General features: G+C 40.3%; 21 protein-coding genes. 6 read left to right on the top strand and 15 right to left on the bottom strand.

Going from position 1 to position 26,358, the window contains the following annotated elements:
- Window positions 1-3: 3 nt before the first annotated feature.
- Both NK987_RS10080 and NK987_RS10075 read right to left on the bottom strand, forming a co-directional pair.
- On the bottom strand, window positions 4-1,584 hold the full coding sequence (locus NK987_RS10080) for an NAD(P)/FAD-dependent oxidoreductase (RefSeq protein WP_259263731.1): 1,581 nt from the start codon (window positions 1,582-1,584) through the stop codon (window positions 4-6).
- 258 nt (window positions 1,585-1,842) lie between these two features.
- Window positions 1,843-2,805, bottom strand: a complete 963-nt coding sequence (locus tag NK987_RS10075; protein ID WP_259263730.1) for a tryptophan 2,3-dioxygenase family protein — start codon at window positions 2,803-2,805, stop codon at window positions 1,843-1,845.
- A gap of 116 nt (window positions 2,806-2,921) precedes the next feature.
- Here NK987_RS10075 and NK987_RS10070 point away from each other — a divergent pair, with 116 nt between their 5' ends.
- The gene (locus NK987_RS10070; RefSeq protein WP_259263729.1) at window positions 2,922-4,130 is read left to right on the top strand and encodes an acyl-CoA dehydrogenase family protein; all 1,209 of its coding nucleotides are present in this window, start codon (window positions 2,922-2,924) and stop codon (window positions 4,128-4,130) included.
- A gap of 294 nt (window positions 4,131-4,424) precedes the next feature.
- Here the strand turns inward: NK987_RS10070 and NK987_RS10065 are convergent, their stop codons facing one another.
- The 7 genes from NK987_RS10065 to NK987_RS10035 all read right to left on the bottom strand — a co-directional run bounded on the left by NK987_RS10065 (window position 4,425) and on the right by NK987_RS10035 (window position 15,974).
- Window positions 4,425-5,906: a kelch repeat domain-containing protein gene (locus NK987_RS10065; protein ID WP_259263728.1), complete on the bottom strand. Its 1,482-nt coding sequence runs from the start codon at window positions 5,904-5,906 to the stop codon at window positions 4,425-4,427.
- A gap of 646 nt (window positions 5,907-6,552) precedes the next feature.
- The gene (locus tag NK987_RS10060) at window positions 6,553-8,622 is read right to left on the bottom strand and encodes a fibrobacter succinogenes major paralogous domain-containing protein (RefSeq protein ID WP_259263727.1); all 2,070 of its coding nucleotides are present in this window, start codon (window positions 8,620-8,622) and stop codon (window positions 6,553-6,555) included.
- 284 nt (window positions 8,623-8,906) lie between these two features.
- A complete protein-coding gene (locus tag NK987_RS10055; RefSeq protein WP_258425259.1) occupies window positions 8,907-10,994 on the bottom strand; it encodes a fibrobacter succinogenes major paralogous domain-containing protein in 2,088 nt (695 codons plus the stop codon).
- Between the two features lie 459 nt (window positions 10,995-11,453).
- Complete coding sequence (locus tag NK987_RS10050; RefSeq protein WP_259263726.1) at window positions 11,454-12,092, bottom strand: response regulator transcription factor; 639 nt, start codon at window positions 12,090-12,092, stop codon at window positions 11,454-11,456.
- On the bottom strand, window positions 12,064-14,010 hold the full coding sequence (locus NK987_RS10045; RefSeq protein ID WP_259263725.1) for a sensor histidine kinase: 1,947 nt from the start codon (window positions 14,008-14,010) through the stop codon (window positions 12,064-12,066). The genes NK987_RS10050 and NK987_RS10045 overlap by 29 nt, the downstream gene beginning before the upstream one ends.
- 223 nt (window positions 14,011-14,233) lie before the next feature.
- Window positions 14,234-14,491 carry a YtxH domain-containing protein gene (locus NK987_RS10040; protein ID WP_258425255.1) on the bottom strand — a complete coding sequence of 86 codons (258 nt, stop codon included), beginning with the start codon at window positions 14,489-14,491 and terminating at the stop codon, window positions 14,234-14,236.
- 400 nt (window positions 14,492-14,891) lie between these two features.
- Window positions 14,892-15,974, bottom strand: coding sequence for a DUF1573 domain-containing protein (locus NK987_RS10035; protein ID WP_259263724.1), 1,083 nt, complete (start codon window positions 15,972-15,974; stop codon window positions 14,892-14,894).
- Window positions 15,975-16,057: 83 nt separating this feature from the next.
- On the opposite strand from NK987_RS10035, the gene trpS reads away from it, so the two are divergent.
- Window positions 16,058-17,041, top strand: coding sequence for a tryptophan--tRNA ligase (trpS, locus tag NK987_RS10030; protein WP_259263723.1), 984 nt, complete (start codon window positions 16,058-16,060; stop codon window positions 17,039-17,041).
- Window positions 17,042-17,073: 32 nt separating this feature from the next.
- On the opposite strand, the gene NK987_RS10025 is transcribed toward trpS, so the two are convergent.
- The 3 genes from NK987_RS10025 to NK987_RS10015 all read right to left on the bottom strand — a co-directional run bounded on the left by NK987_RS10025 (window position 17,074) and on the right by NK987_RS10015 (window position 19,123).
- Entirely contained in the window at window positions 17,074-17,223 is a 150-nt protein-coding gene (locus NK987_RS10025) for a hypothetical protein (RefSeq protein WP_259263722.1), read from the bottom strand.
- Between the two features lie 73 nt (window positions 17,224-17,296).
- Window positions 17,297-17,719, bottom strand: a complete 423-nt coding sequence (locus tag NK987_RS10020; RefSeq protein WP_259263721.1) for a hypothetical protein — start codon at window positions 17,717-17,719, stop codon at window positions 17,297-17,299.
- 60 nt (window positions 17,720-17,779) lie between these two features.
- Window positions 17,780-19,123, bottom strand: coding sequence for a polysaccharide deacetylase family protein (locus tag NK987_RS10015; RefSeq protein WP_259263720.1), 1,344 nt, complete (start codon window positions 19,121-19,123; stop codon window positions 17,780-17,782).
- A 96-nt stretch (window positions 19,124-19,219) separates the two neighbouring features.
- Between NK987_RS10015 and NK987_RS10010 the strand changes: the two genes are divergently transcribed.
- Window positions 19,220-19,657, top strand: a complete 438-nt coding sequence (locus NK987_RS10010) for a DUF6526 family protein (protein ID WP_258425250.1) — start codon at window positions 19,220-19,222, stop codon at window positions 19,655-19,657.
- Window positions 19,650-20,054: a nuclear transport factor 2 family protein gene (locus NK987_RS10005; protein ID WP_259263719.1), complete on the top strand. Its 405-nt coding sequence runs from the start codon at window positions 19,650-19,652 to the stop codon at window positions 20,052-20,054. Before NK987_RS10010 ends, NK987_RS10005 begins: the two co-directional genes overlap by 8 nt.
- A gap of 128 nt (window positions 20,055-20,182) precedes the next feature.
- On the opposite strand, the gene NK987_RS10000 is transcribed toward NK987_RS10005, so the two are convergent.
- On the bottom strand, window positions 20,183-21,544 hold the full coding sequence (locus NK987_RS10000; RefSeq protein ID WP_259263718.1) for an AGE family epimerase/isomerase: 1,362 nt from the start codon (window positions 21,542-21,544) through the stop codon (window positions 20,183-20,185).
- Window positions 21,545-21,760: 216 nt separating this feature from the next.
- Between NK987_RS10000 and NK987_RS09995 the strand changes: the two genes are divergently transcribed.
- Window positions 21,761-22,372, top strand: a complete 612-nt coding sequence (locus NK987_RS09995) for a hypothetical protein (RefSeq protein WP_259263717.1) — start codon at window positions 21,761-21,763, stop codon at window positions 22,370-22,372.
- Window positions 22,353-22,922 carry a Riean_0653 family protein gene (locus tag NK987_RS09990; protein ID WP_258425246.1) on the top strand — a complete coding sequence of 190 codons (570 nt, stop codon included), beginning with the start codon at window positions 22,353-22,355 and terminating at the stop codon, window positions 22,920-22,922. Before NK987_RS09995 ends, NK987_RS09990 begins: the two co-directional genes overlap by 20 nt.
- Here NK987_RS09990 and NK987_RS09985 read toward each other — a convergent pair whose 3' ends face one another.
- Window positions 22,923-24,527 (bottom strand): GMC family oxidoreductase, encoded by a 1,605-nt coding sequence (locus tag NK987_RS09985; RefSeq protein WP_259263716.1) that lies wholly within the window; start codon window positions 24,525-24,527, stop codon window positions 22,923-22,925.
- Window positions 24,528-24,617: 90 nt separating this feature from the next.
- On the bottom strand, window positions 24,618-26,300 hold the full coding sequence (locus NK987_RS09980) for an AMP-binding protein (protein ID WP_259263715.1): 1,683 nt from the start codon (window positions 26,298-26,300) through the stop codon (window positions 24,618-24,620).
- Between the last annotated feature and the right edge of the window lie 58 nt (window positions 26,301-26,358).

Here is a 26,358-nt window from a genome sequence, read left to right as displayed (position 1 = left end):
GGACTATTTCAAAACATACATTTCCACCAATTTTTCAGCGCATCGCTCTCCATCCATAGCCGCGGATACGATTCCTCCGGCATAACCTGCGCCCTCCCCACAGGGAAACAATCCTTTGATGATCGGATGCTCAAAACTCTCTTTGTCCCTAGGAATACGTACAGGTGAGGAAGTCCGGCTTTCCACCCCAATAATCTGTGCGTCGTTGGTCAGGTAACCTTTCATTTTTTTACCAAAATCAATAAATCCCTTTCTCAACCTTTCTGAAATAAAATCCGGTAAAACTTCATACATGTCGGCTGATTCCAAACCCGGCTGATAGGAAGTGTCCAACAAACTTTTACTGATCTTTTTCTCCGTAAAATCAACCAATCGTTGGGCTGGAGCAGTTTGGGTTTGACCGCCTGCTTTCCATGCCTTTTGCTCCACTTCGGCTTGAAACATCATCGCAGCAAGTGGTCCATATTTTTGATATTGGGGCAAATCCTCCAATTCGACGGCCACGACTATTCCTGAATTTGCAAACTTGCTGTCCCTCCTACTCGGACTCATGCCGTTGACAACAATCTCGCCCGGAGAAGTGGCTGCAGGCACGATAAATCCACCCGGACACATGCAAAAAGAGAAAACGCCGCGTTGCTTTCCCTTGAACATGGTCTGATTGACCAAAGCATAGGAAGAAGCGGGAAGGTATGGTCCCCGGTCAACTTCACAATGGTATTGGATGCGGTCGATCAGGTTTTGGCTGTGCTCGACCCTTACGCCCAATGCAAAAGGCTTGGCCTCGATCAAAATCTTTTTGGAATGGAGCAAATGAAAAATATCCCTAGCAGAATGTCCGGTGGCAAGAATTACTCCTTTTCCTAAAATCCTTTCTCCGGTATGGGTGGTAATTCCCTTGATTTCATTACTGTCCAAAATCAGGTCAGTCACTTTTGTTTCGAACAGAATCTCCCCTCCTGCGTCAAGGATGCTCTTTCGCAGTTCGGCCACCAAAATGGGTAATTTATTGGTTCCGATATGGGGATGTGCATCGACCAGGATATCTTCCGTGGCACCATGGGCAACCAATATTTCCATGATCCTTCGAATGTCACCACGCTTTTTGGAACGGGTGTAAAGCTTGCCGTCTGAGTAGGTGCCTGCACCACCTTCTCCAAAACAATAATTGGATTCAGGGTTGACGATATGGTCTTTGTTGATGGCGGCAATATCCCTTCTCCGGGCTCTGACATCCTTGCCCCGTTCGATGAGGATAGGTTTCACACCCAATTCAATTGCCCTCAAAGCTGCAAAAAGTCCCGCCGGTCCTGCCCCGACTATGATAATTGGATCTGAATTGCTCACATTTTGGTAAGCTTTGGGAGTCGTCAGGAGTGGCGTTGGGGCTTCATTGACAAATACCTCAGCGGTCACATTCACCCTGACCTGCCTTCCCCGTGCATCAATGGAGCGCTTGACCTGACGGGCATAAGCATTAGGTTGCTCTGCGGAAATTCCCGCCCTTTTGAGCGCCGTTTCCCTAAAAACCTCCTCGTCATATGCTTCCTGAGGGGACAATTGTAATTGTAATTCTTTTTTCATTTTGTAAGGTATTTATCCTTAAATAGATATGAGATTTGAGACGTGAGACATAAGACGTGAGATTTGAGACTTGATCCTAGACGTCAATCTGAGTGTAGAGAAGAATCTCAAGTTAGAAGCGAATTGCTAGACTCAGAATGTTAATACTAATGATACTAATTCAAGATGTGTGGCTTTGTAAGTCTTATTCTTAATTTTAAACAACACATTAACCCTACAACTGATCCAATCTTGAATCTAGTGTCTTTTGTCTTTTGTCTAGACCTCTTCTCCAAAAACCTCTTTCACCACCCAACCTTTTCCCCATTCTTCTTTTTCTTTTTCAGTCCAAAGCTCCGGGTAGAAAATGACTTTCTGAAAACGTGGCGGTAAGTATTTCTGCCAGTTGGTACCACCTGTGGCGGCAATATCAACCGGGTCGCGCTGAAGGTATCTCACTGCCGATTTATAATGTGCCAATGGCCAAAAGACATTTGCCTTCAGGTCAAAATCTTTCATCAGTTTGGTCAACTCTTCGTCCTTGTCGACCCAGGCAAGGTATTTTCTCCAAATATTATTGCTCTTATAATTGGTTATAAATTCTTTGAGTCTTTTGCTGTATTTGGTTTCAAAAGACTTTAGCGTCAGTGTTTTTTCGCCAGTAGCCAATTCCACAGCACCATGTTGCCAATAGAGATTCTCAAACAAGACATCCACATTTTGCTCGCTCTGCATCTTTTCCCTGATGTCGACAAAAAGCAATTGTTGGATATCGCAGGCAAGGATTTCAATCACACGGTATTGTGCACTCTGAAAACCGCTTGATGGTAACAAAGACATCCTGAACTTTAGAAATTGCTCTCTTTCCATCCCTTTCCACATTACCGCAAATGAAGAAATCAACTGGTCAAAATACATATTGACCCGCTCCAGTCTCTCTTTGAAAAACTTTCCATCCAAAGGTTCTTTCTCCGCAATCTGTTCAAGTTCCCAAATAATCAGCTTAAAGTATAGCTCAGTGATCTGATGGTATATGATGAAGATTTTCTCATCCTTGAAGGAAGTTCTGGGTTGCTGCAGGGACAACAAAATATCCAGATTAATATAATCCCAATAAGTCATGTAATCAGCATACAAAAGACCTTCCAAGTAGGAAGATAGGTCCTGACCTGAAGCTTTGAATTTTTGCTGAAGTAGCTCTATTTTATCTAAAATGTCTTTTTGTGTCTGGGCTGGACTCATGTGCTAATTTTTTGTTCAATAAGGTAGTTTTTTACAGACCTTCTTGTTTATTTCAGGCAGGATTCAAACAATCCGTTGCAAAAATCCATTTTAATAAGCAATAAACCAAAAGAGTCATGGAGCATACCGCCACCGCACACAAATCTTTGAAACAGGATTTATATGAAGGAGTAGATTTTTATCAGGTTGATGATTTATTAACCGAGGAGCACCTTCTGATCCGCTCTTCCATCCGTGATTTTGTCAAAAAAGAAATCAGTCCATATATAGAAGATTGGGCACAAAGAGCCCATTTTCCTTATGAAATCGTCAAGAAATTCGGTGATGTAGGGGCTTTTGGTCCACAGATTCCCGAGGCCTACGGCGGCGGCGGGCTTGATTATATCTCTTACGGCATCATCATGCAGGAGATCGAGAGAGGTGACTCAGGCATGAGGAGTACAGCTTCTGTTCAGGGTTCTTTGGTGATGTACCCGATCTATAAATTCGGTTCTGAAGCCCAAAGAATGAAATATCTTCCCAAACTTGCTTCAGGCGAGATGCTTGGCTGTTTTGGATTGACAGAGCCTGACCACGGTTCTAACCCGAGCGGGATGAAGACCAACTTCAAGGACATGGGAGACCATTACCTCCTCAACGGTGCCAAAATGTGGATTTCCAATTCACCAAAAGCAGATATCGCGGTCGTTTGGGCAAAAGATGAATCCGGAAGAATCTACGGCTTGATTGTCGAAAGAGGGATGGAAGGATTCACCACACCAGAGACCCATAACAAATGGTCATTGCGGGCATCCTGCACCGGAGAATTGGTTTTTGACAATGTGAAAGTTCCGAAAGAAAATATTCTGCCAAACAAATCCGGATTGGGTGCACCATTGATGTGCTTGGATTCGGCAAGGTATGGCATCGCTTGGGGAGCATTGGGTGCAGCGATGGATTGCTACGATTCGGCTACAAGGTATGCGATGGAAAGGATACAGTTTGACAAGCCGATTGCTTCCTTCCAATTGATCCAAAAGAAATTGGCAGAGATGCTGACCGAGATCACCAAGGCGCAGTTATTGGTCTGGAAACTCGGTAAAATGATGAATGAGGGCAAAGCCACTACCGCACATATTTCATTGGCAAAAAGAAACAATGTGGCCATGGCATTGGAGATAGCCCGCGAAGCCCGTCAGATCCACGGCGGCATGGGTATCACCGGAGAATACCCGATTATGCGCCATATGATGAATCTCGAATCCGTCGTGACTTATGAAGGAACACACGATATCCATTTGCTGATCTTGGGAAATGAGATTACGGGAATATCGGCGTTTAAATAGTTTCCCGCAAAGGCGCTAAAACGCTAAGAGGATTCCTGAAATTGGTTACAACGAAGTCAGGGAGGCATAAAAATGAAATCACCATAGAAACTGAGGTCGCAGAGAATTAAAATATAAACTAGCTTCGAAATACTAAGTATTCATTAGGAAAAAGAAAAAATTACAAAAAGCTTCCAAATGATTGAGTCTTTGAAATTGTTACAAAGAAGAAATTGAAAAAAAGTGACCTCATGGGCCACTTTTTTTCTTCAAGACGGTATATACCTCATTCTTTCAAACTTAATAATCCAAAGTTTAGGGTAACAAAGCCCTATAAATGGTCCAATCTTTTTTCTCTACACCTGGAGTTTCGGCACCAAAAAGGACATATAAGTAATTATCCATAATAGTCAGACCGGCAACCTGCGATCTTAAAGCAGGTTCCAATAACTTTAAATTAGTATCCACTACATTGTAGGTTTCGGAATTTGTGTCAAAAATCACAAGCTGATGGTTCTTTTCATTGTTTGCAGTCAAACCCATATAAAAAATTTCATGGTTTCTTCGGCTAGAAAATGTTCTTTCTATACCAAACGGAAGTGGATTTTTGGAAAACTCCTTAGTTTTTAAATTAATCCTCCTCAAAAACCCATCATACTCCCCTCCAATCCATGTAGAAGACCCACCAAAAATATAGAGATAGTCATAATTGATAACCCCTCGGGTGTTGGTTTTCATCTCAGGAGAAGTTAAAAACTTTTCCTTCTTTAATGTAGACAGGTTAAACTTGAAGATATCAGGAGTTGCTTCTTGTCCGATGTTCAAATCTGTTACTGCATAGATATAAAAATCATCTTGTACTGAGGACATACCAAAACGCGTGTATGTATCTCCATGTGAAATCCAATCTTGCTGCAGTTTCAGATCCAGGTCATAAATCCAAACCACTTGACCACCAAAAATATATAACCTATCCTGAATCACAACAGAGGTTTTTGTCACAAAGTCTTGATGCCCCAATTCCACTACTTCTTTTTGTTCTTTATTCTGAACGTCAATTTTAATTACCCGCTGTGGTCGTGCAGAATTTGAATCTTCTCTTCCTGAAAAATATAAGGAATTATTTACTGAGGATTTTGTAAGATCAGGGGCATGTCCAGTTACTATGGAAAGATTAATTTTGGTAAATGGCTCAAATTCCAGAAACGTAATTTTTGATTTGCCTTCTTCGATTTCTTGCCTCCTTAATACTACCTCTAGTTCAGCATTTTCATCCTTATAAAAAATTTGACCTTTTAACTTATTGTCTTCGAAAACCTCAAAATTCATCTTACCACCTTCCAATTGAATTTGGTATTTATCCCCTAATTTTTCAATAGCAAATCCATATTGTTCATTGGGGAAAAGATATTCCTGTTTGGATTCTTGAATGGTTTTACCAGTGACATTGATACCATCGCCAATTCTCCATTCCATAAAGTCTGAATCGGATAACCTTCCGTTTGGAGCGGTGGGATTTTTGATGAAAATAAATTCATCATCCCTGACATTAAAATTATCACTGATATCAAAGATGCCATTTGCATTTTTCAATAGGGCTGTCTCAATCTTCCAAATTATGTTTTCTTCATCGTTATTGATAAGGTCTAAAATTTGTTTTTTGGCCTTTTCTGCCTCTTCAATTAAATCATCCTGGTCATCAGGTTCCACCTTCTCTTCAATACAACCTATCAGGCAGGTAAAGAAAATTAGCTGAATAACCACTGCGCACTTCCATACTTTCATTCTTCTTTTCATGACATTCTGATTTAGGTAAAAGTTGCTTTTCATTAAATGATAGGTCTGTGGTCGGTTCAAAAAACCCAATCAAACACCATTCAATTTGTTGCTGTCTAAATTCAATTGGGATTATCGGTAACTAATTGGTTTTTGAATTTAAAACAGAAGATTTTCTGATAATACCCGGAATTAGATATTGGTCACCTAAAGAAAGAATTTGGCAAATTTGACCTAGTTGATGGTCAAAGCAGGATTGGTCTTTTTATTACAATTTTTAGAAATCAGCATCGGCAAATGGATGATGAGGAAAATTCCAAAAAAATCCCCTTTCCAGGCTATTAGGAAAGGGGTCGTTAAAGTTTATTTTTAAAAAGCTACCGTTAGATTGAATTCCAAATATCCGGTTTAGGAAAAATGGATTTGAATTTAAACCCCTTATGAACACATTCATTTTTTTCTATTGTTAGCAAAAGTTAAATAAGAATACCGATCAAAAACAGCTCCTTTTAGTGCATTGCTGGTTTGGCCAAGAAAGTGGCAGGAAACGGGGAGAAAGTGGCAAGTTTTGGTTTTGAGAATTGAAAATATTCTTTAATTCAAATAGTAGGGGAGCAAAAACATCCTAAAATCAATATTGAAAATCCTCCTCCCCTTTCAAAAAATACTACTTCACACAGCGTACACTTAAACCATCCCTTGAGTTTGTGGAAAAAGTAACTGAAAAAAAATCAGCTGATCCTAGGAGAAGTCCTATTTGAGGCAATCCATAAGCATCCTTCGCACTAGTCCAGAATGTAGCCAATTCTCCTGACAGTCCACCAAAATTCCCATTTGTTCCAGAGCGAGCACCACTTGGCAAAATTCGTAATCCTGAAAGATTCGTAGATTTTAATGAACCCATTGGCCATCCATTCACTTCTTTCATGTGTTTTCCGTATTTCATTCCGAAAATACCCGATAAGGAACTGAATTCTGCAATACCCGGAAGTCGCCAGCCTTCAGGGCAAATATCACAGCAGGCTGCAGGGTAGTTGTATAGTTTCCCGTAGATTTCATCCACACCCGAATCATTTCCTTTCCAAGAATAGGCAGGTCCTGTTGCTGAACTCCAAGCAGCATCCGCTTCGATCAATTGGATGGCAGTCCCATCCTTCTTTCTGGTAGTACGCAGGTTTTCCGTCATCCACCAAGTATTGCCGATTTTGACTGTTTCATAGACATTTCCATCAATATCTTCCACCGTTCCAAATTCCGGCACAGGGAAAGGTATTGTTCTTTCGCATCCATCTGCATCGGTAACTTTTACATCATAATTACCTGGAGAAAGGTTTTGGGAGAGGACTCCAATTATTCCATTTGACCAAGTAATTTCGTAAGGTTGCAGCCCTGACACAATATCCAGAGAATGCGTCCTACCGATCATCAACAAATCCACTGTCAAAGGACAACCTGTCTGAAGGACTGCGGAAACCTCAAAACCCTTATTGAAGGAAGGTGCCCATAGTTCTAATTTCAAATTGAATGGAAGTGGGTCCCCTAGATAATTTTCAAACTTTAATGTTAAACTGTCCCCCACAAAATTGTTTTCAACCAATCTAACATCCGGATTATCCATATAAGGCAGGTACCATGACTGACCAATTACCGGACCTGTAGTGATCGGTGCTTCATCGGGAGCAAAGACCAATGATCTCTCATTGAGAATAGGCAAATCCCATTTGTAATCTTCTATGTATGTTTGTATCCAACTTGAAAAGTATTTAGAAAGCAATGCCTTTCTCCTGAATCCATAAGTTGGGGAAAACATTGCATCTATTCCTTGTTCTATGTCCGTTTTGGTGATTTTTCGGAATGTCCCAAAAGCTTTAAATGATATCAGCTCCAAAGGTTCAATACTCACAATGTCACCAGGTTGAAGTATTTTCCCGGTACTTGATTCTATCAATTGAACATCTTGAATTACAGGACATAACAGCGTCTGATAGGCATAATATTCCAAAAGAATTTTCTGGTACCAAAAAGACAAACCAAATCCTGCAACCACTGCTTCATGAAAAGGGGTTTTGGGAAGTTTGGAAATGTGCTTCAGATAAGAAATATCATATGTCACAAACCCATAGGTCATGGAGGACATCGTATCTTCAGGACCATTTAGGCAGCTTAACTCAAAGGATTTCTTTGGATTTTCGAAAAACAAGTGATTCTGTCCCGCTTGAAATGTTCCTGCCATAGCCTCTTTCTCAATATCTGACAAGGATTGCAGCTTTTGGGTAAAAAAGCCAATCCACAATCCAAATGGAACAACCATTTCTTTCAGTTCATCAACCTCTTGGATTTTAATTTGTAGGTCAAGGACACTTTTTAGAAATCTATCAAAAAAAACTCCCGTTTCTGTGTTATTTGGCCATTTGATAAGCTGCAGATCCCAGGTCCGGATCTGTTTGCCCATAGTTACATTCAATTGAGTAGGCCCAGTCCCAATATCCGGAATGATAAAAATTAAAGAATCTCCGGGGATTCTGGCCAAACTGATTTCCACACCACCTATTGTCCCTGAAAAACTCTTGTCCTCTACAGGAATATCCGCTGCAGGGACTTTGGCCAATTGATAGATTATCCACTCACCTCCTTCTACAGGGGGAAGGACTTGGAGGGGTTCCTCTTCCTCTTTGCAGGAAAAAAAGATAATCACAGAAATTGATGCAATTATAAAAAGTAAGACCCTGGATTTCATGCGGTTAAATCAAAACAACGAAAAGTTAGTCATTTTATTTGAATATTTTTTGATGGGAAATGAGGCAGTTTAAAGAGAAAATGCAAAAAAAACAGAAGTCTAATAAAAGGTCATTCCAATTCTGAAAAATATTGAGCACAAAGGTAGTTTTTAAGAAAATCATCTCCCTTTAAGATCTGAATGAATGGTTTTTCACAAAAAAGCCACCGAACCAAAACCTATTGTTTTCAAAACTTATTTTTAAAACCGTAACACTTAATATGGACTTGACAATTTGGCCTTTCTCAATCCTTGACGCACCTTACCGTATAAAGCCCACCGGGATTTTCTGCACTTGCAAAGATCTCTTCACCTAGGCTTATACCCAACAAAAAAAAGTTATGGCTGAAGGGAGGTTCGGATTTGGTAGGTACACGAAAATATGTTACTGAACCCTCTCCTTCATACATGCCAGTCCACTCTATATATCCTGTTGGCTGGGCAGAAAACCCGCTGATATTAGAACCTTTGACTACATTGTTTTCCCAATCCTGATAAGTTTTCATCTTGGTAGCATGCCTTGGGCCTAAAAAATCTTGTAACTGTGCCCAATCTTCTCCCTCAGGGATTGCCCAACCTGTTGGACAGATTTCGCAACAAACCGCTTTTCCATTATATACATTACCATATTTCTGATCGTTTCCCGGTTTGGTTTCAAGAACTGAATAAACGCTTAGATCCGGATTCCCCACCCATTCTGAAGGTGCACTGACTTTGGTGATTGGAGAGCCATCGTTTTTTCTGGTTGTTCTGAGATTTTCCGCCATCCACCATTGATTGCCGATCTTGACTGTCTTGTACTCATTTCCATCAATATCAGTCACCGTACTGAATTCCGGCATTTCAAAATCAATTGCCTCTTCACATCCATTAAAATCCAGTACTTGTACAGTGTATGCTCCAGGAGCAAAATCAAATGGCCCTGTTCCTGTCAGCCCATTGCTCCAAGTAATCTGATAAGGAGTAGTACCGTATTGTATATCCATCTGGATCTTTCCCTCATCCAAAACTACCTGTGCCAACATGGGACAGAAAACCTTGAGTTTGGCAGGAACATTTTTCTCAAAACCTAAAGAGTTCATATTCAAAACAAAATCCTGTTCCAAACCTGTTAAGCTTTCTAATTCCATCTTTAATTTACCCTCTTCAAATACATATCCAATAAATCTGATCTCCGGATTGTCAAAAATTTGGACCGTCATTGGAAAAGAGGACGGAAAAGGAATTTGTTCAAGAGGAGCCGTTGCAGGAATGATATACAGAGGTTCATCATCCATAATTGGAAGATCAGCCCTGTCATCCAACATAACCAGAATTTTGGAGGTGCTTTTTTTTAAGGTTTTGAAACTTTCCACTTTTACTCTGAACTGATCTTCAAAAAAGGAATTAAGACCAATCATATTGGGTTTTTGAAATTCCCCAAAAGCATAAACTTCATTCATTTCACCTGACTCGAAAATCAAAGTCGGCTGTTCAACAAATGACCCCGGCTGGTCTCCGGGTATTTTGAATACAAGGTTCCTGAGGATCGGACAAGTCAAATTTTTGGTTGCCAACGCCTCAATAAGACCGATTTGATACCAAAATGACAAACCGATTCCGGTTTTGATTGATCGATAAAATTTTGAATCAGGCAATTCCGTATACCTTGCTAAATACTCAAAACCTCTTGGGGAAAAGGGTGACGAAAACAAATTTTCAATGAAATTAATCCTCCCTAAAAAATCAATAATGGGATAATCTTCGCAGGCCGGAACTTTCAGTTTCGAGGGAGAATCTTTTAAAAAATTAAGCCAAAATTTATTAAAAGGCTTGGTCATAACACCTTCGAAATCCTTTTTTTCCTTTTCGTTAAGTTGTGAATATTCCATTTTTAATTGGTTGATCCACTTCAAATAATCCTGAGAAAATCCCTCTAATGATTCAAAGGCTTGCATCTCCGACAATAAAGCTTCACTGTTTCGGATCAGGCCATCAAAAACTGATTCTGAAGCAGGAGGAAAATAAATACCGAGATCAAATTTCCATATCCTCGGTTTCCCATTGATCTCTACTTTGAGTTCTGCGCGTCCCATGGGCAACTCAGGCATGATAAAAACCAACGAATCCTCTCCGGAGCGGCCCAAAGTGACCTGGATGATTTCTGAAAAATAGCCCTTAAAAATCTGTTCACTTTTTCCAAGGCCGGGGGCATAGACTTTGACCAAGTCAAATGCGGTAACATAATCTTCCACAATAATCGGGTTATAAACAGGTACTTCCTCTTCTTCCCTGCATCCCAAAAGAAGTAGGATCGAAAAAATAGAGATTAGAATTCTAAAAGAGGTTTTCATCGCTATTCAGGTTTTTGGAATTCAAATGGTCCGGCCTACATTCATCAAACTCAATTAAAGCATTTGATTTTGTACAATAAAGTTACCTAACCTTTGACATTCCAAAGACTAAAAAGAGGTCTTTGTTTGGCAAAAAATGAAAACTCAAAAAATGATTTTGGTGATTTTTAATAATCTCATATGGTCTTTTCTTATTTGTAAAAATCGGTTAAAGTTAAATTCAGTTTTATTTCATTTCTCAGATTTTCATAAAAAAAGCTGCTGCCGAAAAAAATCAGCAACAGCGATGGTCGATAAAAAATGTTCAATTAAGGGATAATCTTAATATTGATGTCAGGAAGTTTTGAATCTTTGTATTGTAAAATTCAATAAATAATCAAAGAATTGAAATACCCCAAAAGGAGTATTTTTCAAACAAGTCGTGATAAAAACTTAAGATCTCAAAAAACCCAATTACTGTTAAAGTCTCGGATGGTCTTTGACCAAAGCCACCAATCCTGCCAGGTTCCTGACTCCAAGTTTTCTGAAAATATTCTTGCGATGGGTTTTTACTGTAAGCGGGCTGAGGTTGAGTTTATCAGCGATTTCGCTGCTTTCATATTGATTGAGGATAAGTTGGATAATATCAACCTCCCGTTTTGAAAGCTTATATTGATGATTTAGTTTTTCGTAAAAGCCCTTTCCTTCGGAATCAAAAACCACTTGATTGGATTCCTGAAAGAATTTACCTCCTTCAATAATTACATTCAGGGCATTCAACATTACATGAAGTGAGGAGTCTTTGCCAATAAAACCATCAGCACCAAGGTTTTTGCACAACTCAATAGAAGATGTTGTTTGGTGCATACTGATCACGAGCTTCTTAATAACCGGATAATCCCGCTGCAAATGCCCAAGCAATTGAAGTCCGTCCATCACAGGCATATTGAGGTCTAGGATCAATACATCAGCTTTGTTTCCACGTTCTAAGTAAGTAAGGACTTCTTTACCGTTTCTGAAATGCGCCAATACCTTGATATTTGGATTTGTACTGACAAGATTGTCTAAGCCTGAAGTAAATAATTCATGGTCATCTGCTATAATTATCTGTGTACTCATTGGTTTGGGTGATCTGTTGAAATGGAATAGTGACTATTACTGTGGTGCCATTTATATTGGAATCAAAATGTAAATTTCCTCTAAGATAGTCAACTCTTTTTTGGAGATTTCTTAGTCCCATGCCGTCATTGGGTTTATCCAAAATTTCCTTGGGAATACCTTTACCATCATCAGTTACAATCAATGTCACTGTCTGATCAATCTCATCATAGAATAACTGAATATCAGCCTCTTTGGCTTCAGCATGCTTGATAATGTTATTAAGCAGTTCTTTGATGATTCTGAAAAGATTGATTTTTGTATCCAAAGTAAGGTAAGGCAAATCTTCAATATTATAGGTAATCGAAATTTTGTTTTGGATCGTCACAAGGTCTAGGACCTCTGACACCATTGTTTTTAACCGTTTTTCGGCAGCTTCCATTGGCATCAGTTCATGGGAAATAAACCTGAGGTCATGGATTGCCATAATGAGTAATTTTTGGGTTTCAGCCAATCCTGTCTTTGATTCTTTTTGCATAGTCTCAGCTTCCAAAAACAAACTATCTACTTTCAATTTGATCAGAGCAAGCAAACCCCCAAGATCATCGTGAAGGTCTTTGGCTATTCTTTGCCTTTCCCGCTCCTGTGCTTCTATGATACTCCTTGCGATATTCCTTTCCTGTTCTATAAACTGTCGGTCCAACAGTTCCTTTTCCTTTTTCATAAAATAGTACCTATGGATAATCCCGATTGTAAGTAAAATAACATTGAAAATGGACCCTACTATCAATCCGTTTGGCTTTAGGGGATGCCAATCGGTCACTGCTGTCAGATTCAGAATGTAGTTAGTAAATCCAAAAACCAACATCAGGTTGGCCAACAGGATATAATAGGCGATTTCTTTTTTTGCTTTGATCTGGAAAAAAGTTATCAGTATCACCAACAACATATTGGTAAAAGAAAGTGATAACCCGGTGCCTGTCAGAATCAGGTTCAATTTTGGGTTCCAATCAAACAACAAAGTAGAAAAAAGCAAAAGGCTAAAGGTAAAAACTGCCTTGATGTATTGGACAGCGTAAGTATGTAGCTTGTTTTTTCCGGCATTTAAATTAAAAAACCGGATGATGAATATCACGAGCATTCCTGACATCATCAGGCTGAAAAACGGGATGATGATCGATGAAAATCTTCCAAGATAATCACCATAAATCCAAAGAAAAAGAAAACCGTCTTCTTCAAGGATCAATGCAAGGCAGGAAAGCAAATATCCAACAAAAATGATGTACAGCTTTTCGCTGAAATAGGCCCACAAAAACAAACCGAATAATGCTGCCATTATGAGCACTCCCGTAACGGTCCCGAAAAAGGCCGTCCTGCTGATTTCATATTCCCAATAGGAATTAGGTTCATCAAGGTAAAAAGGCACATAGGTATTCAATCCTCTGCTATCCAGTTTGAAAAGGTATGTAAAGCCTTCTCCTGCAGGAAGAATCAATTCATAGGAATTCAACCTCGAATGCATATCCCGCGATTGACCTGCATGGATAAATCCCGAATAAGCCGTTTCTATAAGTTTCCCGTTATTATCAAAAGTATACATGGTTCCTTCTCTTATAGCAGCACCTGCAGGACTGAAAATGACTGTGTTTTTAGAGTCAAGCTCATTTTCAATCCGGAATGCAAACCACCAAATGGACTCAGTATATCCTTTGTTGAACAAGGTGGGATGCGCAAGAGGAGAAAAAGATCCCTGTTGAAATTTTCGTAAGGCTTCTTCCGGAGCAGAATTACCATTGTCTTTCCAAAAGGAAATATGCTCACCAATCGGATAATCCGGCGCGGAGTTGATTCTGATAGGGTAGTCACTGACATTTTCTTGTCCAAAAAGGTTGAAAGAAATGAAAGTGATAGAGCACACCAAAAATACCTTAACAAACATTTTTTGGGTTGATTATTTCTAAAAGATAAAAAAAATACTTTCTACTTGATATTTTCCAAAATAATAAATTGAAAACGTAACAAAAGTTAAAAACCGCTTGACTCGATTTGAGTTATCAAAATCTGAAATCCAGGGATTTCATTTTTATGAAAAAATTTTGATTTGTAGGTTGAAAGAAAATAAAAAGAGGGAAAATATCCCCCTTTTTATTTTTTGAATTTGATCATTTCGTAACCTTATCCACTTCAGACTTGGCCTTTCTAGCCAATTTGTCAACTTCATTGCTCACATCGGATACCTTTTTGGTAAGCCCTTCAAAAAACGAATTGAGTTTTCCTGTTGCTTCGTCAAGGTATTCTCCACTCTTCTTGGTGATTTTTTTTCTGGTATTTTCACCTTTATCCGGTGCAATCAATATTCCTATCTGAACACCGATCACTGCACCCACCAATGCTCCTAAAATAAATTTTGTTGAACTCATAGCTGTATTTTATTTAAGTTGAAAATATAAAACTTCAGGATTTCTGATTACTCTAAATTTAAACATTTATCGTACCAAAGTATTGAAAATCCCTAATTTTAATACGATTTTAAAATGAATGAGTTCAATTTTTCACTTTTTCAATTGATGATTTTTGATAATCTCCAATTTGGCCAAAATTAAAAAACAGTGCTTTGATCGGTCTCAAACCGACGGAAAGTAATCTCAGTTCCGAATGGAAAAATAACCTTTCATGTTCAGGATATAAAGAAGGATTACTCCAAGTTACTTCTAAAACAAAATACCTTTTTAAAAATTAGAAAAAGTAAAATTTCTCATTTAAAGGACTATTCTTTGATAAAAGAAAATGTTTTTCCCTTTCGAAGTTGAACCTGACCATCTATTTCACACTACTCCTTACCACTATTGTCCTAACAGGATTCAAAGGATCGTTACTGAAAATGGAGATGTGCTTATGGTCGATTCCCCTTCTTCCTTTGGGATCAAAGGTAAACCTGAGTTCAGTGCTTTCTCCTGATTGAAGGTCATTTTTATCCAATTCAATTTCTACACAATCACAGTTGGTTGCCACTTTTCTGATATTCAGCGGTTCCTGTCCCATATTGGTCATAGTGATGGATCGGGACACTTTGGAATTGGCAGAAATCTCCCTCAAGTCAATCTCTACATTGGCAATTCCCAATTTCGGAACCCTGTTTTCCAGGCTTTTTGGCACAGGTTGAAAGTATTCATATACCACAGACATCACCCTGATACCAAGGTTCAGGTCATCCCGATCTAGCCCGATGCTGATGACCTCATCAAAAAAGCCCAGGTCATTTTTGGCAGCTCCATCATATGTCATTACCAAAAGTCCTCTTTGCAAAGGTTGAAGTTGGCTAGGTTCCAATGATACCGCCATATAATTGGGGATTTTATCCTGAACCTCTTTGAAACCGATGGGGCTGTTTCCAAAATTATAGACCTCCACATATTTGACCTTTGGTTCGTTGGTAAAAATGTAACCCATATTGACAGCTGTCAGCCTAAAACCCAAAGTCCCGACACGGTGGGGAAAAGCCATTTCAGCATTTTCAGGAATCGGCATGTTGATTCCTTCCAAAAACAAAGTATCCCCATAGATATCCAAATTGGTCCTGACAATAATGCCTTTGGAAAATTCCCCTCCTTTTTGGTCAGGGTCGAACTTTACTTTGAGAGAAGCTATTTGCCCATTGACCAAGGTATCCTTGGTATATTGGACGGTGGTACAGCCACAATCTGTAAAAATATCTGTGATATAGATGCTGTCCTGATTTTCATTCAGCGCAAAAAACTCCGCTTCAACTGCTCCTTTTTCCTGCAATACGGCACCGATATCAATTTTTCTCTTTTCCCAAGTCAGCGTCTTTCTTTCAATTGTCTGGCCAGCGAGAGGAAGGCTGCTGATTGTCAGCAGGATTAGACCAGATAGATACAACACTCTTTTTTTCATACGGGCAAATAACGATAAAAAACCAGCGAATTGTACCCTGATTTATTTATTTTGCGCCAAATTTTAAAACAATGGCAAGAGTACTGACAGGCATACAGAGTTCAGGCAAGCCCCATCTTGGAAACATATTGGGTGCGATCGTCCCTGCTATCGAGTTAACCAAAAGAGACAATAACGATTCTTATATATTCATTGCAGACCTGCATTCCCTGACCTCTATCAAGGATGGGAATCTGAGAAAAGAGAATACATTGGCAGTAGCGGCAGCTTGGTTGGCTTTCGGTTTGGACATCAGCAAAACGGTTTTTTACAGGCAATCGATGATTCCTGAGGTAACTGAATTGACCTGGTACCTGAGTTGTTTTACCCCCTACCCCATGCTTGCCAATGCCCACAGTTTCAAAGACAAATCCGACCGATTGGCAGATGTGAATGCAGGACTTTTTACTTACCCTGTCTTGATGGCCGCCGATATTCTTCTGTACGGTGCAAACATTGTTCCGGTGGGAAAAGACCAACTCCAGCATTTGGAAATTGCAAGGGACATCGCAACAACTTTCAATAATCGCGTAGATGAGGAAATCCTAGTCGTTCCTGAGGCCCGAATCAGTGAAGATGTGATGATCATTCCCGGAACTGATGGACAGAAGATGAGCAAGTCTTACAACAATTACATTGATATTTTCCTGCCGGAAAAGGAACTGAAAAAAAACATCAACTCCATCATTACCGACAGTACGCCATTGGAAGAACCCAAGAACCCGGATACCTGCAATGTGTTTAAATTGTATTCTTTGGTAGCCAATGCAGACCAAACCGCAGCATTACGATCAAAGTACCTCGCGGGAAATTTCGGGTATGGCCACGCAAAGCAGGAATTCATGGCTTTGATTTTGGAAAAATATGGAGAAGAGAGAAAACTTTACGATTACTTCATGACCCATCCTGCAGAATTGGAGGCAAGGCTTTCCGAAGGTGAAGCCAAAGCAAAAATCATCGCAAGAAGTTATTTGAACAAGGTGAGAGAAAAGTTGGGATTTGGGGTGATTGGTTAGTGGTTAAAGGTAAAATGGTTATTGGTTATTGGTTAACTGATTCCAGAGAACCGTCCGGTAAAGATCATGGCGGCTGAATACTGACCACTGATAATTGTACTGATCACTACAAACTGCATTCTCACCACTGTAAACTGCCCACAGCGACTGACTACTGCCAACTGAACACTGGAAACTTTCAACTTCCTAACCTCCTACTGACAGACTTCCCAAATCACAATTCGCAAATCTTAATTCTTAATTCGTAATTCAAACTCACCTCCCTACCCAAAGGTCTTTCATAGATTTACCATTGATCTGAAGGATAAACCTTGAAGGATTTGGGACAAGAACAATCCTAACATCCATTTTGTCAAACTGTTCTGATTCGACCGGAACGCCTTCTTTTCCTTTGACCTCATAAGTCACTTTTCCAAAAGAATCCGCAGCTAAAGGCGAGTAATTATTGGCCAAATAGGCGGAAGGTAACAACACATCATTATCAGATTTCAATTGGTTGTAGATTTTTTCCAAAATGGCTTCCAATTCATCCCCGAACTCCTCATTGAAGTCATCTTCCAAATCATGAAGTTCCTCTTCAATGTCATCATAAGCCGCATCGGCATAGGAGATTTTGCTCAAAGCGATTTTTTTCTCAACAAGGACTGAAAGATCCTGATCCAATTTTCTGAAATCCATGGTGTGTTTTATTATTTTAAAAGCACGAAGGTAAAAATTAAGACAAGGTTTTCAAAAATCTTATTGGCTTACATTTTTCAAAGCCAATTCCCCTCCGTGTGGATCAGCATTGTATTGGACAAATGATCCATCGGTATCCTTTTGGACCTCAAGAGTTTCGGTTTTCCCACCTTGAACGAAAGTGACTGACTCCCAATCAGTAGGAATGTAGGTTTTCATTGTTAATAATTGCCGGTACCAATACGGGTCCAAATCCGACTCTAACTTTAGGAAAATCATATCCTTTTTGACCGTCTTGATCATGTTGATATTCATCCTTTGCCTCATATATTGGGTCACATCCCTGAAAGGTGCCACCCAAACTTCCTTGGATTTGCCGGCGATATATTCAAAGTAAGCCCTGATTCTGTCTTCCGGAATGGCTTCCCAACCGATCCCTTCGATGCCGTGAAATACCAAAACCATCCAGGTATCTTCCCTTGTCAGGATGTCATCGACCCATGAATTCATGAGTTCAGGACTTGTTTTGGACAAGGGACCTCGTTGCCATTGAATGTATTCTTTGCTGTAATCCTGATCCGGATCAAACTTCCCTGAACGGTTGATTTCCTCCAGATAATCCTCAGGCATTCTATTTCTCAGAGCCGGAAACATCTCCAAAGCATATTCCATCACCCTTTCATCTTCAGTTCCAAAAGGGCATTCGGCTGAAAAAAGCTGCTCTTTTCCCAATTCTCTCTCAATCTCATCCCGACAGGCTTCCAATTCAAACAACAGATTCTTTTCATCCAACACCGCCAACCTTGGATGTGAAATCGTGTGAACCCCAAACTCATGGCCGTTTTGGGCATACTTTCGGATCTCGTCCCAATCGATCATCGGACCATCAATGATTTTGGGATAGACAAGTTCTGTGACTTTCAATTCCCTAGCCTTGGCAAATCCTTCATCGAGTATTTTGCAGGCTTGCTCTACCCTTCCTTGTTCATAGGTGGAACCGGATCGATCATGGTAAGAAACAGCGTCCGGCATATCCAAAAAACGGATCAAAGAGGCTCTTTCAAAAATATTTTCTTCATTGGTAGGAATAGAAGCTGTCTCCGCGAGGATCACTTTTGGATCCCTTCCAAAAAACTGCGCACGGGTTTGAGATGATGGAATTTCTCCCGTGTTGATATAAAAAGTCCCCTTCATCCCGAGTTCTTCCATGATGGGCAGCGCGACACGGAATTGGTTGTAAGTCCCGTCATCATAGGTCAGGGAAATGGCTGCTTTTTTTCCATCAGGCCATTTCAAAATCTCCGTTTTGAAAGAAGGTTCCTGACTGAATCCATTCTGAAAATTCAAAACCAAAATCAGGATAAGGAGAATTTTGGGGAATAAGAATTTGTTTGTGAGGCTCATAGCTTTTAAAATTAAAAAATAACTTTCCGATCAATTCATCTTTTTGATAATTGGTCAGAATGGGCTTAAATTTCAGAAAAATCCAAAACCATTTTTATGCAAAATTACAAGAACCATACCCGCAGTTTCGCAGTCCATAATTATGTTTTAATTCCATTAGCACTGGCATTTTTCCTTTGGACAGTCGCGGATCTTATCCATTCCATCATGGGCGGTACTGATCTTCTTTATTCTTTTTACCACCTAATCGCGGCCACAGTGCTTTTGTTATTGCCTTTTGTAGCGAGATATTATGGTCTCAAAAATCAGGACAGGATTATCAGGTTGGAGATGAGATTCCGTTATTTTGAATTGACAGGAAAGTCATTTAAAGAAAAAGAAAGTAAATTGAGGCTTTCCCAAATCATCGCTTTGAGATTTGCAGGAGATGAGGAATTTCTTCCTTTGATGGAAAAAGCGATCAAAGAAAATTTAAAAGCAAAAGAAATCAAGATGGCAATCACCAATTGGCAGGAGGACAACAGACGTGTTTAAATTTAAATTAACATTCATTCTGTTTTTGGTGACAGGAACAATTTTCGCGCAGGAAAAAGTGGAAGAGATATCAGAGAAATTGGCACAAGAGCAACTTGAAGCCTACAATAAGAGAGATATTGATGCTTTTGTGGCACCCTATGCGGAGAATGTAAAGGTGTACAAATTCCCAGATGAATTTTTGTATGAAGGCAAAACAGAAATGTATGACATCTACGGAAGGATGTTTGCACGGACGCCTGACCTACACTGCAAGTTGGTCAACCGCATCGTTATGGGAAATACCGTTATCGATCAGGAAGAAGTCACCATTTCCAAAAACGACCCTCCCATGCACGCCATCGCCATTTACAAGATCAAAGATGGTAAGATTGCTGAGGTGTATTTTATTCAGTGAAAAATGTCCACGGTCGACTGTCGACGGTCGACCGTGGACTCTTTTAACCTTCCAACTTTCTCAACTTTGGAACTTTTAAACCTTTTCTCCTTAATCTTCCAATTTTTCAATTTTGTAATTTTTCAATTTTAAAATTTCTCCAATCTCTCAATACACCCCTGCATCGCCCTGAACTGATGGTAATTGGCTTTCCAGATGTGTCCTTTGTCGGCTGTTTTGAGCTCGGGCTGCTTGTCCAATCCTCCTGAATACCAATCTCCGTGCTCATGGTCGATGAGGTAATCCTGATTGTATTTCCAGAGCTGCTCAAACTTCCCAAAGTAATCCCATTCATCATTGGGGAAATATTCCGACATCAGAAGAAGGGTATTCATCCCCTCCGACTGTGCCCACCAGTTTTTGGTATCCTTGATAACCCTTGGTGTTTCTTCCCCCAAGAAATAATAGCCTTCATCAAAAAATCCTGCAAGGTCATTGTCCCATCCATGGCTCAGCGCATGGTCCACCATCTTTTTGGCTTTGGTCAATGTCTCTTGGTCATTTTCCCAACCCAACACATGCGAACTTTCCAATATCAGGTATGCGGTCTCTACATCATGTCCATAAGACACATGGTCCAAACCTTTGTGCTGCATGATGACTTCCTCGGATTGGTCCTGAAAAGAAACAGGCGTCCAATCCGGTTGGAAGAAAAGCACCAAAGAACCCTTGTCATTGGTAATGGTATCCCTGACGAGAAGCAGCATTTCCTCCAGCCTTTCTTTCAATACCGGGTCTTTCCAGACCATATACAATTCCGTAAATGCTTCCAACAAATGGATCGAACTGTTTTGGTCTTTGTAGCCAAGTTCTGAAGTAGAAGGCGTGTCTGCAGGACGGACTACCGGGGTTCCATCCTGCTCCAAATGCTGGAAATATCCCTTATGCACCGGATCGTGGCTATGTTCGTCCAACCATCTGAAGGCCTTGATTGCCATATCCAAACCTGCAGAATCGCCTGTTGCACCGAAATAGGCGGCCAAAGCATAAATACCGAAGCTGTTTCCGTATGCTGTTTTATGAGGGGATTTGTCCAAAAGCGGCTTTCCTGACCGGCTGACCAATTGGTAAAAACCCCCTTTTTCTGAATCCCACATTTTATCCCTCAGAAATTCAAAACCATGTTTGGCACCGTCTGCATAATGCTTCTGCCTACGGTATAGTGCTGAGGCTTTGGAATTGGACCAAAGGTGTCTTGCTTGCGTCACAATCATCTTTTCCTGACTGTTGTCTTTGAGCTGAAAGTCGTAGGTGAAATTGCTGAAATAGCCGCCCGAATCCAAGTCAACCGCTTTGGGATACCATGTTTCCAAAAGATTTTCCCGAAGTGATTTCTCCATTTCATCGGCTAGGAGCTTGTATTTATTTTCTTCGACTTCTGATTTTTCGGTTTTTTGGCAGGAAGCAAGGAATACAAGGGAAAGAAAAAAGAGGCTGATTTTCAGTTTCATACGTTGGTTGTTTTAGGCAATGTTAAAAATAACACAAAATCTTTTTGAGTAAATGCTTTCTCAGGATTTAAACATTTTCGAATTTGGAAAACAAAACAAAGAATTTTAGTGAAAGAAAGCTTTACCAATTCAGGACATACTATTGGCTTAATTCGTCAAGTAAAGAGGGCAGCTTTTCGGCTGTCCTTTTTGTCAAACCATAAATTGTTTTCCTTGATGAGATACAAGTTTATAGTGGTTACTTTTTTCGTTTTTTTCATTCAGATTCCGGAAGGTTTTGCCCAGGTCGGGATGATGTTTGGCACCAATTATTCCAATGTCAGGCATGATGGCCTTCTCGAGAAAACTCAGGGACAAATGAGCCTTCATCTTGGTGCAAATATTGAAGTTGTTCCGATAAAAGGTATCCCAAACTTAAGTTTGAGAACTGATTTAATACTTGTACAAAAAGGCTATACCCCAAGGCTTGACGGTAGCAGATATCGCGTCAATCTAGAATACGGAAGTTTTGCACAGATGGTCAAATATGCCATCATAGAAGATTTCTCAATTCATAGCGGTATTGAATTCAACAGGTTTATGGGTTCAAATGTAGGCGAGGATGTTACTTTTAGAAAAAACGAAAAAGCCGTGTTTTTTGGCGTGGATCTGTTCAACTCGAAGAGACTTTCGTTCTATACGAGAGCATCATTTGGACTTACTCCTGTCCTTGATTATTATGACATTGACCCGATAGAGGGGATTCAAGGAAGGATCTCCGACCTATATACCACCACTATTATGCTTGGCCTCCAATTAAACATCCACCATGAAAAAATCAGGTTTTAAAGCTATTCTCCTGCTCGCATTGGTTTTCCTTTTTTATTCCTGTGACGGATTCATCCCCGATCCGATCAATCCAAGATTGCCGGTTTATTCGGAGTCAGGCAAAAATCAATCCGGTGCCATGATCAACAATATGCCATTCGTTGACTACCCAAACTACAGTATTTTTGGAACAGAAAGTTCGGGATATTTACTAAATCAGGCCGATACGAGCCTTACTTTTAATTTTCATTTGGTTGAAAGAAATAAAGAAAATGCTTTTGTCACCATTTTCTTTTCTCTTGAGAAACTGACCCAAACAGATTGGGAAGAAATGGAAAATGGTTTTGGGAAAAAATTCAGCTTGGACAATCCCGACGTAATTGGCAAAATAATTACCTACTCAGAACAAGAAGATTTGGGAACTCCTGCGGAATCCGGTCAGATTACCGTGAAGTATATTCCCGGTACAAATGCCTTAGCAGGCACTTTTGGTTTTACAGCCATGAATAATTCAGGAAAAAAATACGAAGTCCGTTTTGGGAGATTCGACTATATTTTTCAACGAGATTGATTACTTGTTGGAAAACAAAATCAAATCCGAAGCTTTCTCCCCTATCATGATGCAGGCTGCGTTTGTATTGCCGGAGATGATGGTGGGCATGATGGAGGCATCGGCAATCCTGAGTCCTGATATCCCTTTGACTTTGAGCTTTTCATCCACAACCGCCATATTGTCCTGACCCATTTTGCAAGTGCCGACCGGATGGTAAAGAGTTTCCAAGCTTTTCTTGATATGTTCGGTTAGGCCCTTTTCATCAAATTTCTTGGGTAAATAAATCCCTGACTCACTGAAATCCTTCAAAGGAGAAGTCTCTAAGACGGCCTTGGCTTTCACCATACCTTTGAGCAACACTTCCAAATCCCTTTTATCCGAAAGAAAATTGGGCTGGATCAAAGGAGCTTCCATAGGATCGGCAGATTTCAAACCAATAAATCCACGGCTTTCCGGTCTGATCAAAATCACCATAATTGAAAAGCCACTTTGTTTGGGAAAAGTCTTCAAATTATAAATATCAGTACTGTAATCTTCTGCGATGGCGGTAACTGCAAAATGAAACTGAAGGTCAGGCCTTTCCGAATTCTTTTCGCTGGCTAAAAAAGCATTGGCCGTCAAAGGGCTATTGCCCAAAGGCCCTTTTTTGAAGAGCAGGTATTGTAAAATCGCTTTCCCCATTTGGAGGGGTTTAAGGGTATGGTTATTAGTTGGGACAGTAGACCAAGAACTCACCCCTGACCAAATATGGTCGATCAAATTTTGGCCCACTCCCGGAAGTTGGTGGGTAGGATTGATCCCAAATTTGGCAAGGTAATCCTGGTCTCCGATCCCCGAAAGCATCAAAATCTGTGGGGACTTTATCGCACCTGCACTCAAAATGACTTCTTTGGCTGCTGCAATAAGTTCTTTCTCACCTTTTGCATTGATGACTTCCACACCAGTCGCCTTTAGGTTTTCGATCAGGATTTTGGTAACAGTGCATCCTGTTTTTACCACCAGATTTTTTCTATGTAAGACAGGTTTGAGGAAGGCGGTTGCCGTGCTTTGCCTTTGGTTGTTTTTGATATTGAATTGAAGCATAGAGGTCCCAAACTGGTTATCGCCGTTGTATTCTTTGTTGTGGGGAATCCCATTTCTCTGGCAGGACTCAATAAAATCATGTCCTAGATGGTGTGGTTGATGGGAATAGGCTATGTGCAAAGGACCTTGCTTCCCATAAAATTTTCCAGAAAAATCCTCATTGTGTTCTGATTTTTTGAAGTAGGGCAACACCTCCTCATAAGCCCATCCTTTATTTCCCAAAGCTTCCCATTCATCAAAATCAAGCTTATTTCCTCTGACATACGCCATGGCATTGGTGCTGCTGCTTCCACCTAGAACTTTTCCCCTTGGTACGTAAAGCCTCCTTCCATCTACATTTGACTGGGGTTCTGTCCAAAATGCCCAATCCACCTCTGTACCGTGAAGGTTTCCATAACCACCGGGTATTTGGATTTCAGATTTTTTATCCTGAGAACCTGCCTCTATTAGGAGGACTGCGTTTTGTGGGTTTTCAGAAAGCCTGTTTGCCAAAACACATCCTGCAGAACCTGCACCGATAATGATGTAGTCGAATTGCATCTGGGTAAAATTTGGGTTTATTGGATTAAAATAAAAAAGGATGCGAACTCTTCAAAGTGTCGCATCCTTTTTGTTCTTCGGATTTACAAATCAGGCCGAAATTGTTTTTTCATGCATTTCCTTAATTTTCCTACGCAGGATTTTACCCACATTGGATTTTGGAAGTTCATCAGCGAAGTACACTTCCCTAGGAACTTTATAATTGGTCAGGCTTTCTTTGGAAAGGGAAATGATTTCTTCGGCGGTCACTGATTTGTCTTTTGCTACGACATAGGCCACTACTTTTTCATTGGATTTTGGATCGGGCATGCCAATGACCCCGACTTCCAACACCTTTGAATGAAGTGCAATGGCATTTTCAACCTCATTTGGATAGACATTGAATCCCGAAACAAGAATCATTTCTTTTTTCCTATCGACGATTTTGACAAAACCATCTTCATCCAAAATGGCGATGTCTCCGGTTTTGAACCACTCTCCCTCCATTACTTTAGCGGTTTCCTCAGGCCTGTTCCAATAGCCTTTCATTACTTGTGGTCCTTTGATACAGATTTCTCCACGGGGACCTATACCAAGATCATTGCCTTCGTCATCTATGATTTTGACATCAGTATTGGGCAATGGAATCCCGATTGTCCCGATCCTTTCTGTTCCATCTATAGGATTGCAGGTGGCTACGGGTGAGGTTTCTGTCAATCCATACCCTTCAGCTAATGGTACTCCGGTGATTTTTTCCCACTTTTTGGCTGTGGCCTCCTGTACAGCCATCCCACCACCGACTGCCACTTTGAGTGTTGAGAAGTCAAGATTTGCAAATCCCTCAGCGTTCATCAAACCATTAAAAAGGGTGTTTACACCTGTGATGACCGTGAATTTCACTTTGCTGAGTTCTTTGATAAATCCCGGCATATCACGGGGATTAGTAATCAGCACATTGTGGGCTCCGATCTTCATCATCGCGAGGCAATTTACCGTCAGCGCAAAAATATGGTAAAGAGGAAGTGCAGTAATGACGACTTCTTCCCTTTCTTTCAACTTTGGTTTCATCCACTCTGAGATCTGTTGCATGTTGGCACAGATATTTCCGTGAGTCAGTTCAGCACCTTTGGACACGCCTGTGGTTCCTCCGGTATATTGAAGGTATGCCGCATCTTCTAAGGTCATCTCTTCCCTTTTGTAGCTGCTTCCGGAGCCCAAAGACATTGCCTTTTTCCAGCTAATGGCTTTTGGAAGGATGTATGCCGGTACCATTTTCTTGACATATTTAACTACCAGATTAACAATGGTTCCTTTAAGGCCTCCTAGCATATCGCCTAGCTCGGTGATAATGATATGTTTGGCTTCAATTTCTTCATAGATTTTTTCCAGATTGCAGGCAAAATTGGCCAAAATCACGATAGCTGAGGCACCGGAGTCATTGAACTGATGCTTCATTTCGGTGGGTGTGTAAAGCGGATTGGTATTGACTACCACCATTCCGGCTCTCAACACGCCAAACATCGCCACAGGATATTGGAGACAGTTGGGCATCTGAATCGCAACCCTGTCTCCTTTTTTCAGCTTAAGGTGATTTTGTAGATAGGAAGCAAAGTCTTGAGACAACTTGTCCACTTCATTGAATGTCATGGTTTTTCCCATACATTCGTATGCGGTGGAATTGCCAAATTTTTTGACACTTTCTTCAAAAAGGTTGACAACAGAACTGTATGCCTGAATATCAATGTCGGTTTTGACATTCTTTGGATAAAACTTATACCATGGGAAATTATGCATAGCAGGGTATGTATTTTGGGTTGAATTTGAGTTTGGGAAATTTACAGTACTAAATATA

The organism is Aquiflexum gelatinilyticum (assembly GCF_024813435.1).
GTDB classification, from domain to species: Bacteria; Bacteroidota; Bacteroidia; order Cytophagales; family Cyclobacteriaceae; genus Cognataquiflexum; species Cognataquiflexum gelatinilyticum.
The sequence above is the reverse complement of the archived record's forward strand: the minus strand, read 5'-3'. Positions and strand labels throughout refer to the sequence as shown.

What these genes read in the sequence shown, in the direction of transcription:
- NK987_RS10070 (WP_259263729.1), top strand. Translation starts at nt 2,922, where the DNA reads ATGGAGCATACCGCCACCGCACACAAATCTTTGAAACAGGATTTATAT.
- NK987_RS10040 (WP_258425255.1), bottom strand. Translation starts at nt 14,491, where the DNA reads ATGAGTTCAACAAAATTTATTTTAGGAGCATTGGTGGGTGCAGTGATC.
- NK987_RS10065 (WP_259263728.1), bottom strand. Translation starts at nt 5,906, where the DNA reads ATGAAAAGAAGAATGAAAGTATGGAAGTGCGCAGTGGTTATTCAGCTA.
- NK987_RS10055 (WP_258425259.1), bottom strand. Translation starts at nt 10,994, where the DNA reads ATGAAAACCTCTTTTAGAATTCTAATCTCTATTTTTTCGATCCTACTT.
- NK987_RS09995 (WP_259263717.1), top strand. Translation starts at nt 21,761, where the DNA reads ATGAGATACAAGTTTATAGTGGTTACTTTTTTCGTTTTTTTCATTCAG.
- NK987_RS09980 (WP_259263715.1), bottom strand. Translation starts at nt 26,300, where the DNA reads ATGCATAATTTCCCATGGTATAAGTTTTATCCAAAGAATGTCAAAACC.
- NK987_RS10020 (WP_259263721.1), bottom strand. Translation starts at nt 17,719, where the DNA reads ATGGATTTCAGAAAATTGGATCAGGATCTTTCAGTCCTTGTTGAGAAA.
- NK987_RS09990 (WP_258425246.1), top strand. Translation starts at nt 22,353, where the DNA reads ATGAAAAAATCAGGTTTTAAAGCTATTCTCCTGCTCGCATTGGTTTTC.
- NK987_RS10050 (WP_259263726.1), bottom strand. Translation starts at nt 12,092, where the DNA reads ATGAGTACACAGATAATTATAGCAGATGACCATGAATTATTTACTTCA.
- NK987_RS10010 (WP_258425250.1), top strand. Translation starts at nt 19,220, where the DNA reads ATGCAAAATTACAAGAACCATACCCGCAGTTTCGCAGTCCATAATTAT.
- trpS (WP_259263723.1), top strand. Translation starts at nt 16,058, where the DNA reads ATGGCAAGAGTACTGACAGGCATACAGAGTTCAGGCAAGCCCCATCTT.
- NK987_RS10015 (WP_259263720.1), bottom strand. Translation starts at nt 19,123, where the DNA reads ATGAGCCTCACAAACAAATTCTTATTCCCCAAAATTCTCCTTATCCTG.
- NK987_RS10000 (WP_259263718.1), bottom strand. Translation starts at nt 21,544, where the DNA reads ATGAAACTGAAAATCAGCCTCTTTTTTCTTTCCCTTGTATTCCTTGCT.
- NK987_RS09985 (WP_259263716.1), bottom strand. Translation starts at nt 24,527, where the DNA reads ATGCAATTCGACTACATCATTATCGGTGCAGGTTCTGCAGGATGTGTT.
- NK987_RS10060 (WP_259263727.1), bottom strand. Translation starts at nt 8,622, where the DNA reads ATGAAATCCAGGGTCTTACTTTTTATAATTGCATCAATTTCTGTGATT.
- NK987_RS10075 (WP_259263730.1), bottom strand. Translation starts at nt 2,805, where the DNA reads ATGAGTCCAGCCCAGACACAAAAAGACATTTTAGATAAAATAGAGCTA.
- NK987_RS10080 (WP_259263731.1), bottom strand. Translation starts at nt 1,584, where the DNA reads ATGAAAAAAGAATTACAATTACAATTGTCCCCTCAGGAAGCATATGAC.
- NK987_RS10045 (WP_259263725.1), bottom strand. Translation starts at nt 14,010, where the DNA reads ATGTTTGTTAAGGTATTTTTGGTGTGCTCTATCACTTTCATTTCTTTC.